10 protein-coding genes and 1 pseudogene are annotated in these 14,075 nt (G+C 72.4%); 1 reads left to right on the top strand and 10 read right to left on the bottom strand.

The features are described 5' to 3' along the window. Positions 1 to 75: 75 nt before the first annotated feature. Both AC1DPN_RS05060 and AC1DPN_RS05055 read right to left on the bottom strand, forming a co-directional pair. Positions 76 to 423: a hypothetical protein gene (locus AC1DPN_RS05060; protein ID WP_477083603.1), complete on the bottom strand. Its 348-nt coding sequence runs from the start codon at positions 421 to 423 to the stop codon at positions 76 to 78. A 109-nt stretch (positions 424 to 532) separates the two neighbouring features. After that, on the bottom strand, positions 533 to 1,762 hold the full coding sequence (locus AC1DPN_RS05055) for a S8 family serine peptidase (protein WP_477083602.1): 1,230 nt from the start codon (positions 1,760 to 1,762) through the stop codon (positions 533 to 535). 44 nt (positions 1,763 to 1,806) lie between these two features. Between AC1DPN_RS05055 and AC1DPN_RS05050 the strand changes: the two genes are divergently transcribed. Next, positions 1,807 to 2,466 (top strand): Crp/Fnr family transcriptional regulator, encoded by a 660-nt coding sequence (locus AC1DPN_RS05050; RefSeq protein ID WP_477083601.1) that lies wholly within the window; start codon positions 1,807 to 1,809, stop codon positions 2,464 to 2,466. Between the two features lie 17 nt (positions 2,467 to 2,483). Here the strand turns inward: AC1DPN_RS05050 and AC1DPN_RS05045 are convergent, their stop codons facing one another. The 8 genes and pseudogenes from AC1DPN_RS05045 to mtrA form a co-directional block, all read right to left on the bottom strand. Then, positions 2,484 to 5,828 (bottom strand): adenylate/guanylate cyclase domain-containing protein, encoded by a 3,345-nt coding sequence (locus AC1DPN_RS05045; protein ID WP_477083860.1) that lies wholly within the window; start codon positions 5,826 to 5,828, stop codon positions 2,484 to 2,486. A gap of 72 nt (positions 5,829 to 5,900) precedes the next feature. Beyond that, positions 5,901 to 6,050, bottom strand: a pseudogene (locus AC1DPN_RS05040) (zinc-ribbon domain-containing protein); the annotation flags it as partial. A 140-nt stretch (positions 6,051 to 6,190) separates the two neighbouring features. Next, a complete protein-coding gene (locus AC1DPN_RS05035) occupies positions 6,191 to 7,882 on the bottom strand; it encodes an MFS transporter (protein WP_477083600.1) in 1,692 nt (563 codons plus the stop codon). A gap of 346 nt (positions 7,883 to 8,228) precedes the next feature. After that, on the bottom strand, positions 8,229 to 8,864 hold the full coding sequence (hpf, locus tag AC1DPN_RS05030) for a ribosome hibernation-promoting factor, HPF/YfiA family (RefSeq protein ID WP_477083599.1): 636 nt from the start codon (positions 8,862 to 8,864) through the stop codon (positions 8,229 to 8,231). A 196-nt stretch (positions 8,865 to 9,060) separates the two neighbouring features. Beyond that, positions 9,061 to 9,816, bottom strand: coding sequence for a ComF family protein (locus AC1DPN_RS05025; RefSeq protein WP_477083598.1), 756 nt, complete (start codon positions 9,814 to 9,816; stop codon positions 9,061 to 9,063). Between the two features lie 87 nt (positions 9,817 to 9,903). Further along, entirely contained in the window at positions 9,904 to 11,565 is a 1,662-nt protein-coding gene (locus AC1DPN_RS05020) for an LpqB family beta-propeller domain-containing protein (RefSeq protein ID WP_477083597.1), read from the bottom strand. Then, positions 11,562 to 13,235, bottom strand: coding sequence for an MtrAB system histidine kinase MtrB (gene mtrB, locus AC1DPN_RS05015; RefSeq protein ID WP_477083859.1), 1,674 nt, complete (start codon positions 13,233 to 13,235; stop codon positions 11,562 to 11,564). Before mtrB ends, AC1DPN_RS05020 begins: the two co-directional genes overlap by 4 nt. A gap of 61 nt (positions 13,236 to 13,296) precedes the next feature. Beyond that, the gene (mtrA, locus tag AC1DPN_RS05010; RefSeq protein ID WP_477083596.1) at positions 13,297 to 13,980 is read right to left on the bottom strand and encodes an MtrAB system response regulator MtrA; all 684 of its coding nucleotides are present in this window, start codon (positions 13,978 to 13,980) and stop codon (positions 13,297 to 13,299) included. Between the last annotated feature and the right edge of the window lie 95 nt (positions 13,981 to 14,075).

Below are 14,075 nucleotides of genomic sequence, written 5' to 3'. Positions count from 1 at the left end.
GGTAGCCCCGAATCGAGGTGATCCGGGGCTAGCGCCGTGACGTTCGGAGCGGAGCTCCCAGGCTGGCCGGCTCCGTCAGGACCGGGACGCCAGGTCGCCGAGGTCCCCCTGCGAGCTCGAGGGCTGCACGTGGCCCTCGACGTCGTCGACCTCCTCGAACACCGGGACACGAAGGTGGCCCTCGACGTCGTCGACCTCCTCGACCACCGGGACACGAAGGTGACCCTCGACGTCGTCGGCCTCCTCCACCACCGGGACACGAAGGTGACCCTCGACGTCGTCGGCCTCCTCCACCACCGGGACACGAAGGTGACCCTCGACGTCGTCGGCCTCGTCCACGACCGGGATGCGACGAAGGTGACCCTCGACGTCGTCGATGACCTCGGTGTTCTCCGCGCTCTCGGTGATCTGCTTCTCGTTCATGATCTGCTCCTCATCCGTCTGACGTTGGTTCGGGCTCTTGCCGACAACAGAAGAATCCACCCCGGGCGCGGAACGCTCTGTCGGGCGGCCGACACAAGAACCGTCGAGTTCACGACACTCCAGCCCGAGCGTTGGTGCACAGCGCCTGGAGCACGGCCTTGACCTGATACGTGGTCAGGCCGGGGTGGTTGCCCAGCAGGACCGCCGCCATCGCCGCCACGTGCGGAGCCGCGAAGCTGTTGCCCGAGGCCACGGTGGTCCCGTCACCGGCCCACGCCACCTCCACGTCGAGACCACGGGCACCGAACTCGACGGGTGGCCGGGGGTTGGCGCTCAGAGCCCAGGGCTCCCGACCGGGACGGGCTGCGACGGAGAGGACAGAGGCGAACTGGGAGGGATAGGTCGGCCCGGGGACGTTGCTGACGGCCGACACCAGCACGGGTCCGCCGAAGTAGGCAGCGTCGACCACCTCGTGCAGCGGCGCGAACATGGCTTCGCTGCGGCTGGAGAGCGAGAGGTTGGCCACGGACATGCCGTGCTCCACCGCCCAGGCGATCCCCGCCCGCAGGAGCGGGCCGCCACCTGTGAGGTTCGGTCCGAGCACCCGCACGCTGTAGATCTCGGCCTCCGGGGCCATCGAGCGGATGACTCCGGCGCACGCCGTCCCGTGGCCCACGAGGTCCTCGTGGGGTCCGTCGGTGCGACGGTAGCCGTCGGGGTGCTCGTCGTCGCGAGCGAACGCGACGGCCCCGGCGAGCCCACCCACCCGAGGATGACCGGCGTCGACCCCGCTGTCGATCACCGCGACCTTGGTTCCGGCGCCGGTGCCGTCGCCCCAGGCCCAGGCGCGCAGGTCGGGGATCGGCAGCGCGACCACCTCCGCGAGCTCGCCGGGTCCGAACGCCGACGACCACGCGGGCAGGTCGGGCCAGGAGAGATGCCCTGCGGCCACCTCGAGCTCGCGCATCGGCAGCACGGCGCCGGTGTCGACGTCGGGGTCCAGCACCGTGAGGACCCCGCGGACCTCTCCGGCGCCCGTGAAGAGCGGTGCCACCATCACGATGTCGGGCACGTACCGGGTGGCCTCGGCGACGTCGACGGCGAAGCGTCGATCGCGGCGGGCCTCCCGCACGGCCAGTGCCTGACCAGAGGTCGCGACCCACCCGGCGATCCCCTGATCGACGGGGAGATCGACTCCGACGATCTCCTCGGCCCCGGCTCCGTCGGCGGCGACGAAGGTCAGTCGGCTCGCGTCCGGCGACAGCAGGGCGACCGAGCACGCGGCGGCTCCCAGCTGGGCCCGCAGGGCGATGACGGCTCGCGACTCCCGTGTCGTCACGGGTGCTCCCGCCGACGCGGGGCTCGTGCTGGTTGACTGTCGCCGTGCGGTGGTCTCTGCTGGACTCGCTCGGCGACGACGAGCGTCGCGAGGTGCTGTCGGCCACCCGGCGCCGACGCTACGGCCGGGGCGAGCTGGTCGTGCGCGAGGGTGATCCGTCCGACAGCCTGCACCTGGTGGAGTCCGGCCGGCTCGCGGTGCAGGTCTCCACGGCCGACGGCGACCACGCCACCATCAACCTGCTCGGACGCGGGGACTACTTCGGGGAGCTCTCGCTGCTCGACGGCCATCCGCCCGTCCGCTCGGCCACCATCGTGGCGCTCGAGCCGGCCGAGACGTTGTCGCTCTCGGCCGGGCAGTTCCAGACCCTGCGGACACGACACCAGGCCGCTGACCGGCTCCTCCTGCGACTGATGGCCGAGCGGATCGAAGAGCTCTCGGCGCGGGTGCTCGAGGCGACCTACGAGAGCCTCGACCAGCGCGTCTACCGCCGGCTCACCGAGCTCGCCCGGCTGTACGACGACGACCGCGGAGCTGTCGTGACGGTGCCGCTGACCCAGGAGGCCATCGCACAGCTCGTGGGCGGGACGCGCCAGAGCGTCAACCAGGTGCTGCAGCGACTCGCGGCCCGCGAGGTGGTCGAGATCGGCCGGGGGTGGGTGCGGATCGTCGATCGGGCCTGGTTGGACCAGCGGGTGACCTGAGGGCGTCGCGAGGCGGCTCAACGGTGGAGCTCGGCCGGTCGGGAGTCGAGTGCGTCGAGCCAGACGCGAGCCCCGAGGGCCTCGTAGGTGGTGCGCGCCCGGTCGAGGAGGGCGCGCCCCTGCTCGGGGTCGTCGTGCCGGACGAGCCAGGCACCGAGGTCGCCGCTCGCGTGGGCTGCGACCACATCGCTGTGCCAGGCCTCGGCGTGGGCGATGGCCTCCCGGAGCAGGTCGGACACGCGGTCGGCGTCAGGGTCCGGACCGCTCATGGCGACCCGCGCGGAGGCGAGCGCGAACAGGCTGAGAACCCCGACGGGTCGCACGGCCACGGCGGTCGCCTCGACCATCTCGAGGAAGAACCCGAGGCGGTCGGGCCGCCCGCACTCCCAGATCAGCTGGGTCGCAAGCGCCGCGGCCAGGCAGAAGTCGTCGCCGAACTGGGAGACCTCGAACATCGTCCGGGTGGCGCCGATGACCCGGTCGATCGCTTCGTCGATGCGACCGTCCGCCCGGCACTGGGCCGCGATGGCGAGGTCGACGAACGCATGGTCGACCACCGACGGTTGCCAGCCAGGGCCGGAGATGTCAGCCGGTGGGGTCCACGGCAGGCCACGCGGATGCTGGACGTGGGAGGTCACGCAGGCGAAGACTGCCGGGTCGTCGGCAGACAGGTCGGCCCAGCGCAGGGCATCCGCCCAGGAGCCTCGCAGCAGGTGAGCCGTCGACAGGTTCACGGCCGACCCGGACACGATGTCTCGACGACCCGCCAGGCGCGAGGTGGCATGCGCCTCGACGCCGACCTCGATGGCCCGCGCGATGTCGTCGCACGTCCACTCGGCGGCGATGTTGAGCAGCAGAGTCGCCAGGGTCTGGCGGTTCTCGGTCAACCGGGCCAGGTCCGCGCCGGCCACCTGCAGGTGCCGAGCCATGTGGCGGCAGCCCAGCCGGGAGTAGTGGATCGCCAGACCGTTGTAGCTGTCGGCGATCTCCTTGCGGTCGCCGAGCTGCTCGGCGAGCACGACGTTCTGCTCGGCGAGCTCGCCGAGGTCTCCGGACTCCCGTAGCTGGAGCCGGAACAGGGCCCCGGCGAGGGAAAGCCGAACTCGCAGGGCGTCGGGTCGGTCGCGGAGCGCATCGAAGCGTTCCTGCGCCATGGCAGCAACGGCCGCTGACCCGTCCGTGCGCGAGGAGTCGCGCGCGCGGGCGATGATCGCGACCGCACCCGCGGCGGCGAGATCGTCACCGAGGGCGTCGAAGGCGTCCCGGGCGGCGATCGCGTGCGTCGTCGCCTCGGCGTAGTCCCCCTGGAACCGAAGCGCCTCGGCCAGCGCGACCTCCACACGCGCACGATGGGTGTGGTCGTCGATCCGGGCCATGGCGGTCCGGAGGTGACCGGCCGCCTCGACGGGCGAACCCAGCGCCATCGCCCGGTCGGCCGCCCGCTCCAGCTGGTCGACCCCCAACGCCGTCAGGGTCGGCGCGTCGGCGTCCTCGGGGACCGCATCGGCGGCATCGAGATAGTGCTGGGCCACCACCCCCGCGGCGGCCTGGGTCAGCTCCCCGGCGCCGGGGTCGGTGAGCAGGGTCGCCACCGCGAGGTGGCCGGCCTTGCGGTCGCGACGGGACAGGGAGGCGTACGCGACCTGCTGGACCACGGCCTGGACGAACTGGTACATGCCGTGCTCGGCGCTGAGGCGGTTCGACTCCTTGCGCAGGATCTGGGCTCGGACCAGCGCCGCCAGCACCAGGTCGAGCTGGCCGACCTCCGGGCACAGCGCGGCGAGGGTCTCCCGCTCGGTGGAGCGGCCCGCGACACTCGCCTGGTCGACGACCCGCCGCTCGTCGGCCGTGAGCTGGTCGAGCCGAGCAGCCACCAGCGCCTGCAGCGACGCCGGGGCCCCGATCGCGGCGAGATCCAGGGGACCGTCGCCGGCCAGCACGTACTCCCCGCCGCGCGGCACGATCAGGTCCCGGTCGATCAACGAGCGGACGGTCTCGACCGCGAACAACGGCACCCCCTCCGACCGCTCGACGAGACCGTCACGCACCACCGGGTCGAGCCCGGCGACGAGCCCGTCGAGCAGGGCCGCCGTGTCGCGGTCGCTCAACGGATCGAGGTGGACCACCGTCGACCGACGATTCGTCGCCAACCAGCCGTTGGCCTCCAGCAGCCCCGGACGCGTCAGCAGCGCGACGAACACCGGGAAGTCGGCCTCGGTGACCAGCTGCTCCAGGAACGCCAGCAGACCGTCGTCGGCGTACTGGGCATCGTCGACGACCAGCACGACCGGCTGAGCGAGCAGCGGCTCGTCGCTCACCGACAACCGCTCGAAGAACATCGTCCACGCCGAGAACTTCTCCTCGCGGGCGACCGCCCCCGCGCCCCCGGTGCCCGACCCGAGCAGCACCGCGAGCCGAGCCTCGATCCACGCCCGCTCGGCCGCATCGTGGAACACCAGCCGGTCGAGACCGGCCGACAGCAGCGTCGCGGGATCGTCGAACTCGTCGGCCGCACCGGCCTCAGCACCGCACAGCAACGCCAGCCGGGCCCGGACGGCCTCGGCCAACGGGTAGAACGCCACGCCGTCCCCGTACGACAGGCATCTGCCCTGATGCCACCAGACCTGCGTCGACAGGCCGTCGACGTACTTCTCGAACTCCCAGGCCAACCGCGTCTTGCCCACCCCGGCCTCGCCGTCGATGACCAGCAACGCCGGCGCGCCCGCGTCCACGACCCGGTGGAACACCTCCTTGACCAGCCGCAGCTCCCGGTCCCGGCCGACCAACGGCGCCTCCAGCCCGTCGGCGCGCTGCGCACCGCCGACCGCAGCCACCACCGCGCGCACCGCCCACAGCGGCACCGGGTCGACCTTCCCCTTCAACCGATGGCTGCCCGCGTCGCGGAACGTGATCGCCGACGACGCGAGCAGTCGCGTCGACTCGTCGACCCACACCTGCCCCGGCTCGGCCACGGACTGGACCCGGGACGCCGTGTTCACCGCGTCTCCGGCCACCATCCCCTGCTCGCGAGCGCCCACGCTCACCGCGACCTCGCCCGTGACGATGCCCACCCGCATCGCGAGCTCCGGCACCCCCACCTCGCCGCCCAGGCGAGCTACCGCGTCCACCAGCTCCAGCCCGGCGCGCACCGACCGCTCCGCGTCATCCTCGTGCGCGGTCGGCACTCCCCACACCGCCATGACGGCGTCGCCGATGAACTTCTCCACCGTCCCGCCGTACCGCCCCACGACCGCCCGCGCGTCCTCGAAGTAGCGCGTCAACAGCTCCCGCACCTGCTCCTGGTCCCGTGACTCCGACAACGCCGTGAAGCCGACCAGGTCCCCGAACAGCACGCTGGTCACCCGACGTGAGACCGCCGGTCGTCCGACGACGCCCGCCGACGGGGCCTCAGCCGAGCCGCTGTCCCGCTGCGGGGCCCCACAGGAGCTGCAGAATCGCGCGCCAGGACTGAGCTCGACCCCGCACGACGTGCAGGCCGGCGGTTCCAGGCTGCTCCCGCAGCTCGGGCAGAACCGAGCACCGGACGGCAGGTCGTCCGTGCCGCACGAGGCGCACCTCTTCATCGGGGGACCCCAGGTTTCCGCAGCAACCGGACGAAAACGCCAGTATCGCGATCCGAGCCGGGGCAGGGCAAGGATCGCCGGGTCCGGCACACGCACGGACGGCAGCTTCACCCGAACGGCTGCTGACCTGGCCCGACGCCTCAGACCACGAGTCGCCGGGCGGCCACGTCCTCCGCGATCCGCAGCGAGTCGACCGTCCCGGTCACCACACGCAGGAACTCCGTCCGGTCGAGCGCCAGCAGCCGGACGTCCCCGACAGCGGTGACGGTGGCCGTGCGCGGGACGTCGCGGAGCAGTCCGATCTCACCGAAGTACTCCCCCGCCCCCTCGATCCGCAGCTCGCGCTCGCCCTGGCTGACCCGGACCGTCCCTGACTCGATGAGGTAGAAGCGGTCGGACGCCTGACCCTCGGTCAGGATCGTTCCGCCGTCGCGGACGGTCACCGGCTCGAGCTTGCGAGCGATGGACTCGAGCGTCGCGGGATCGAGCGGCGCGAACACGTCCGTGCCGCCCAGCAGCTCGAGGTGGACGCTCAGCTCTTCCGGGAGCGCCAGACGGCGGTCGAGCCGGCGCATCCGGGGCAGGCTCAGCAGCGTCAGCACGCTGACCGCCACCCCGAGCACGGCCAGCGACGGGCGCAGTCCGAGCGCGTGCTCGACCACCGGCGCCGCCAACGCCCCGGCGGCCATCGCCGCCACCAATGCGCTGTCGAGCGCAGCGAACACGCGCACGAGGACCCGGTCGGGAGCCAGTCGCTGGGGGATCGTGTCGAGTCCCAGGTTGATGAACGGATCGGCCGCCCCGATCAGGCCCAGACAGATGAACGCCACGACCGGGGAGGGGAAGACGGCCATCGCCAGCAACGGCAGCGACCACCCCAGCACGCCCGCGACCATGTCCTGACCGAGCCGTCCCCGACCGACCCGGGTGAGGACCGCCAGCCCTCCGACCACGCTGCCGACCCCCATCGCGGCGTTGAGGTAGCCCACCCCGGCGGCGCCGGAGGACAGGGACGAGATCGCGATCATCACGGTGAAGACGGTCAGGAAGCCCCAGACCAGCGTCTGCGCCCCGACGAGCACGGTCATCGTGGCCAGGTCCCGGTTGCGACCCAGCTCCACGAACCCGGCGGACACCTCGCGACCGAAGCCCACCGAGTCGTCGACGGACCCGTCCTCGGCCGGAGGTTCAGGAGCCTCGTCGTCGGCGCCCTCCGAGGCCGTGCGGTCTGCCTTCGGGTGCGGCGCCCGGACGGCGGCGATGAGCAGCAACGACCACACGTAGGTCGCGGCATTGAGCCAGAACGCCGTCCCGACGTCGAAGGACAGGACAAGGGCCGCGCCCAGCGCAGGGCCGACGAACGAGGCGATGGTGTCCAGGTTGCCGAAGAGTGCGTTCGTGGCGGTCAGCTCCGCGGGTTCGTTGACCAACGAGGGCACCAGTCCCGCCTGGGCCGGCCGGAACGCGGCCCCCGTCATCACCACGGCGATCCCGAGCGTGAAGACGACGAGAGGGGATCCCCCCAGGTCGACCACGACCGCCGCGACCGCGACCAGCACGGCGCGAGTCGCATCGGCCACCATCATGAAGCCCCGACGCGGAACCCGATCGGCGATCACGGCCGCGATCGGTCCGGCCACGGCACTGGCGACGAACCGGCAGGCCTGGAAGATGCCCACCGCCTTCGCGCCACCGACCTGATAGGCCCACACCGTCAAGGCGGTCGCGTACGCCCAGTCGCCCAAGGTGGACCCGAACATGGCTAGCTGGACCCTGCGCAGAGCCGGGTTCCGCATCACCCGGGCGAACGTGCCGGAGGCCGCGTGTGCCATCAGTCCTCCTCCGTCACGTGACCTGGACGAGCGCCCAGCCGAAGGGCTCCCGGCCCCAGGATGGTGCAGAGCGGCATCGCGCACCGTCGGCTCGCCGACACAGGGCCCTCGAGCTCAGACGCGCGAGACGACGGGCCGTCCGTCGACGCGCCTCAGGTCAGCCCGGTGAGGCCGCTGAGGCCGGCGTCCGTGGTCTGGGGCACCGACGGTCCAGACACTGCCGTTGGGCGGCCGGGCACGACGACCTCGTCCACCGTCGCGACTGGGGAGGGGACCCACACAACCCGGACGCGCCGACGCCCGGCCGGTGGCGACCGGCCGGGCGTCGAGGGACGTGCAGGCGTCGTCAGCCGACGCCGACCGACAACGGCGCGTGGTTCGTCGCGACGGCCGTGTCGAGCTTGATCACGCCGTAGCTCCACCCCCGGCGTCGGTAGGCCACCGACGGCTGTGCGGTCTCGGCGTCGATGAACAGGAAGAAGTCGTGCCCGACGAGCTCCATCTCGTAGAGCGCGTCGTCGACGGTCATCGGCTCGGCGGCATGGACCTTCTCGCGGATGACGACCGGCGAGTCGCCGAGCGTCGTCTCCACGACGCCGTCCGCGTCGACGGGCTCCGATGCCTCGGCCTCGGGCTCGGGCGGCCGGACGTCGACCGGAGCGATCGGGGTGTGGTTGCGATGGTCCTTGCGCCGGTCACGCGTCCGGCGCAGCCGCTCCAGCAGCTTGCCGAGCGCCATGTCCAAGGCGGCGTACCTGTCGTCTGCGCACGCTTCGGCGCGGATCACGGGGCCTCGGTCCACCACGGTGAGCTCGACGCGTTCGGAGCTTCCGGACTGGCGGGGATTGGTCTCGTGCGACACGACGACATCGATCCGCTGGGCGCGGGGGGCCAGCTGCTCGACTTTCGCGAGCTTCTGCTCGACGTGCGCCCGATACTTCGGGAGCACCTCGGTGTGCCGGCCGGCAACCACGATCTCCATGTGAGCCTCCTGCGAGGGTCGGGGGCGGGCCGTGCCCGCCCGGTGACATGCGTTGGGCTGCCCCTGGGGGCAGTCAGGCGGCGTCACCTCCTCCCGCGGCCGATCCGGACGACCCGTCGGGTCAGTCCCAGCTCGGCGCCGGCTCTGGTCCCACGCTAACCCCGGGACCCACCAGTGACCACATCCACGCCGCGTATCACCCGAGCACGTCCGAGGCGTGGACAGTCCGGGGGCCCGGGAGCCGGGGCCGGCCACCCGGGCCCGGCGTCGAGGCGAGGGTCAGGCCGGCCACGACCGCACCTCCCGCCCGCTCGAGCGCGCGTCGCGACGCCGCGAACGTCGCACCCGTGGTCAGGACGTCGTCGACGAGCACGATCGTCCGACCAGCCACCCGCTGCGCCCGCCGCTGCGGCACCCACACGTGGCCGGACAGGTTGCGCGCTCGGTCCCGCGCCCCGAGCCCGACCTGGTCACCGCCGCGCGACCGATCGAGCACCGGTGCGACGTCGGCCCGGATGCCACCCTCGGCCAGCCCGGCAGCAGCGGCGGTTGCGAGGGCGTCCACGAGGTTGCCCCCGCGTCGCCGACGCGACGCCGGGGTCGAGGGCGCGGGCACGACGAGCAGGGGTCCGGCGTGCGCGAGCGCGCCCGCGACCTGCCGCGCCTCATCGGACATCGCCCGCGCGAGCACGCCGGTCAGGTCATGGCGTCCGCGGTCCTTCCAGGCGATCACCGCCCGACGCACGTCGCCCGTGCAGTCGGCGAGCGTCCAGACGGGCAGCGGTCCGCGTCCGTCCATGCGGTCGAGGCGCGGTGCGCGGTTCTCGCACCGCCATGCGGGCCCGGACAGGCGGGCCGCACACGACGGGCACCACGCGATGTCGTCGGTGCCGCAGCCCGCGCACTCGACCGGCAGGACGAGACCCACGAGGTCACCAAGGACGCGGATCATCCGACGAGCATCGCGGCCCTGGTTCCGACCGCAGCGGGCTCCACGATCAGGGCCGGGTTGCGTGGGCTGAGGTCGCCTCGACCAGACCTACCCCGGGTAGGACGGGTCCGACGCCCCCGTGATCCCCGCGACGGGCGCCCACGTCGTCCCGACGAACCGACGCAGGGTGCCGTCGACGGTCGTGACGTAGATGATCGCGCCGCCGGCGATGGCGGACGGGTCCGCGACCTCGGGCAGCGCCTGCGTCGGACCCGAGACGGGGACCTTGTGCACCGCGACGTTGCCCGTGCTGCGTCCGAGCACGCCCAGAGTCGTCTCGTCGACCCAGACGACCGCAGTCGCGTCGACCATCGCGGCGCCCGCGCGGATCGGAGGCCCGAGCTGTTGCGGGACACCGGACTCGTCGCGGATGATCCCCGCGATCTCGATCGCGATGCCGTCGGCGCCCATCGAGACCACGGCGATCCGCGTGCCGTCGGCGGCGACCCGCAGGGAGCGCACGGTCCTGCCGTCCAACCAGTCGGCGAGGACGGCGACGTTCTCCGACTCCGACTTGACCGCGACGATCCCCTCGTTCGCCGAGGCCGTCCACACCCAGCCGAGACGGTCGATCGACGGCGGGACGAGCGATGCACCGGTGTAGAGCGTGGTCGCAGGACTGTCCGGCGTCGGTGCGGTGACGAGCTTGCCCGACCCCGAGAGGAGCACGCGCAAGGTGCCGTCGGTGCTGCTCGCCGGGCTGCGCGGGTCGAGCCCCTCGAGCGACCCGACCTCCTGGACCGGTGAGGCCTCGTCACGCGAGAGGGTCATCAGCTGGTCCGCCTGCAGGAACTCGACGTTCCCGGTCGGCGTCGAGCCGCGCTCCAGGGTCGCCGCGCCGTCGAGCGGAACTCCGTCCGTGTCGACCTCGACGGTGCCCACACCCGGGACGGGCCGCAGGGTCGCCTCGATCTGCGCGAGCATGAGCGGTCGGTCGGCCTTGGTGACGATCGACTGCGGGCTCAGGCTGACCGTGGCGACGCCCCCGCGCAGGGTGACGGCCTCGGGGTTGAGCTCGACGCCCTCCGGGATCGCGGTCTTCACGGCGTCCTGCAGCCACGTCGACGGCCCTTCGAGCAGCTCGCGCACCACGGCCGTCTGGAGGTTCTTCTTCGGCAGCCAGCGACTGTCCGGCACCAGGTACGTCTCGTCCGGCGAGAGGAAGTACACAGACGCGGGCTGGAACGTGCGCGTGAAGTCCTGCTCCTGCAGGATCAGCCCGTTGGGCACACCCGAGATCCGCCACTGGTCGGCGTCGTCCTGGACGAGGTCGAACGTGACCGACTCGACGGCGTTCGGCGGCGCCTCGACGTACCGCCCGTCCCCGTCGACCCTGGCCCGCACCGGCACGTCCCCGAGGATCTGCGCGTCGCTCGCGCTCGGCAGCCACTCGATCGGACCCGCGACGACCTGGCCCGACAACGGGTCCCAGTCGTCCTTGGCCTTGCCGGCGAGGTACTCGCGAGCGCGCTGGAACTGGTCGCTGAACCCTGCGGCGCTCGCCGTCAGGAAGCCGTCGACGATCTGCTGCGGCGTGTCGTCCTGGCCCGGGCCGGGGGCGAACACGTCGACGTCCGAGGGTGTGGAGACCTGGGCGTCACCCTTCTGCACCGGACCCGACATCGGGATCGCGGCGCACGCCCCGAGCAGGACGAGCGCGAGCGCGGCGAGGGTCGCGACGATCGCCCGGCGGCGCTGCTGCGTGCTCATCGCACCTCCTGGCGCTCGTCGGTGGCACGGTCCCCGTGCTCGCCCGACGCCTCGTCGGCGAGGTTCGGCAACGCCGCAGGGTCGGTGCTCCCGCGGACCAGCGGGATGCGCCCCGTGTCGACCCCGGGCGTCTCGTCGGGGACCAGCGGAAGTGGGGAGTCGGTCAGCCTGATGCCCGCGCGTCGGGGCAGCGTCAGGCGGAAGCTCGCGCCACGGCCGGGCCGGCCCCACGCCTCGAGCCAGCCTCCGTGCAGGTGCGCGTCCTCGAGCGAGATCGCCAGCCCGAGCCCCGTGCCGCCGGTGGTGCGGGCCCGAGCCGGGTCGGCGCGCCAGAACCGGTCGAACACGTGCTGCGCCTCGTCGGGGGTCATGCCCACCCCCCGGTCCCGGACGGTCACGGCGACCGCCTGGGAGTCGGCTCGGACCGTCACCTCGACCGCAGTTCCCTCGGCGTGCTCCAAGGCGTTGACGAGGAGGTTGCGCAGGATCCGCTCGACCCGGCGCGGGTCGATGTCCGCGACGCACGACGTCTCGGGGACGTCGACCCGCAGCCAGGTGCCGCGTCTCTCGGCGAGCGGCGAGGCGTGGTCCACGGCGGCGACCACGACGTCACGCACGTCACGGCGCCCAGCCTCGAGCACGGCGGCGCCGGCGTCGAACCTGCTGATCTCGAGCAGGTCGGCCAGCAGCTCCTCGAACCGGTCCAGCTGCGTCTGCAGGAGCTCGGCCGAACGCTTCACGGCAGGCTCGAAGCTGCCACGCGCCGAGTAGATGACCTCGCCGGCCATCCGGACCGTCGTCAGCGGCGTGCGGAGCTCGTGCGAGACGTCGGAGACGAAGCGCCGCTGCAGCGTCGAGAGCTCCTCCATGCGGTGGATCTGGTCCTGCAGGCTCGCGGCCATCTCGTTGAACGAGCGCGCGAGCGTCGCCATCTCGTCCTCGCCGCGCTCGGGCATCCGCTCCGAGAGGTGGCCGTCGGCGAGCCGCTCGGCGACCTGGGCCGCGCGCCGCACCGGACGGACCGCCTGCCTCGTCACCAGCCAGGTCATGCTGCCGAGCAGGGCGACGAGGGCGATCGCCGCCAGGGCGAGCGTGCGCTGCAAGAAGTCCAGCCGGTCCTGCTCGGACTGCAGGCTGTAGAGGAAGAACAGCTGGTAGCCGCCGCCACCCACGGTCACGTCCTGGCCGACCATGATCGCGGGTTCGTCGCCCACCTCGACCGGCCACGCGACCGACTGCCAGTGCTGCCCGCCGGTCGCGGTGGCGATGCGGAGCTCCTCCGTCACGACGGGGATGAGTGCCGGGTCGGAGGCCGCCCCGATGACCGAGACACCGCCACCCTTCTGCCCTGGCGCCCGGAAGATGAAGACCTCCCGCTCCCCGGAGCCGCCCACGCGCTGTGCCGCCGCGACATCGTGCAGCAGCCGTTGCACCTCTGTGCCGGAGGTCGCGGTCGAGGCGTCGAACGTCGCCTGTGCCACGAGGGTCGAGCGCGCGCTCTCCTCGAGCACCTGGTCCTTGCGCGCCTCGAACAGGCCGTCGCGCATCCGGTCGCTCACATAGACACCGATCACCGCGAGCGCGACGAGGCCGATGGCCATCGTGGTCGTGATGACGCGGACCTGCAGGGACCCGCGCCACGTCCGCACGCCCGAGCGGACCCGCCGCATCGTGCGGGCCCGGGCCAGGCGCCAGGCGCTGTTCACGCGCACGGTGGCCGCCTTGCCGGGCTCACGTCGAGCCCACGCCCGCCTTGTAGCCGACGCCACGCACGGTCACGACGATCTCGGGCTGCTCAGGGTCGTTCTCGATCTTCGAGCGCAGCCGCTGCACGTGCACGTTGACCAGTCGGGTGTCGGCGGCGTGCCGGTACCCCCAGACCTTCTCGAGCAGCACCTCGCGGGTGAACACCTGCCACGGCTTGCGTGCCAGCGCGACGAGGAGGTCGAACTCCAAGGGCGTCAGCGACACGGGCTTGCCGGCGCGTGACACGCGGTGGCCCGGGACGTCGATCGAGACGTCCCCGATCGACAGGTGCTCCGGAGCGGGCTCGTCGCTGCGGCGCAGGCGCGCCCGCACCCGGGCGACGAGCTCCTTCGGCTTGAACGGCTTGGAGATGTAGTCGTCGGCGCCGGACTCGAGGCCGAGCACGAGGTCGACCGTGTCGCTCTTGGCGGTGAGCATCACGATCGGCACGCCCGACTCGGCGCGGATCTGCCGACAGACCTCGTTGCCGTCCTTGCCGGGCAGCATGAGGTCGAGCAGCACGAGGTCCGGCTGCGTCGCCCGGAACACGCCGAGCGCCTCGTCACCGTCCTCGCAGAACACGGGGTCGAACCCCTCCGACCGCAGCACGATGCCGATCATCTCGGCCAGCGCGGTGTCGTCGTCGACCACCAGCACGCGTCCCTTCATGCGCGCATTCTCGCATCACGAGACGTGCCCGGTGGCCAGTACGCGACGCAGGCGTGTCCGCGATGCGGCACGCGACGCACAGATCACCCGGTCGC

Source organism: Cellulomonas sp. P4_H4, from assembly GCF_056400865.1.
The sequence above is the reverse complement of the archived record's forward strand: the minus strand, read 5'-3'. Positions and strand labels throughout refer to the sequence as shown.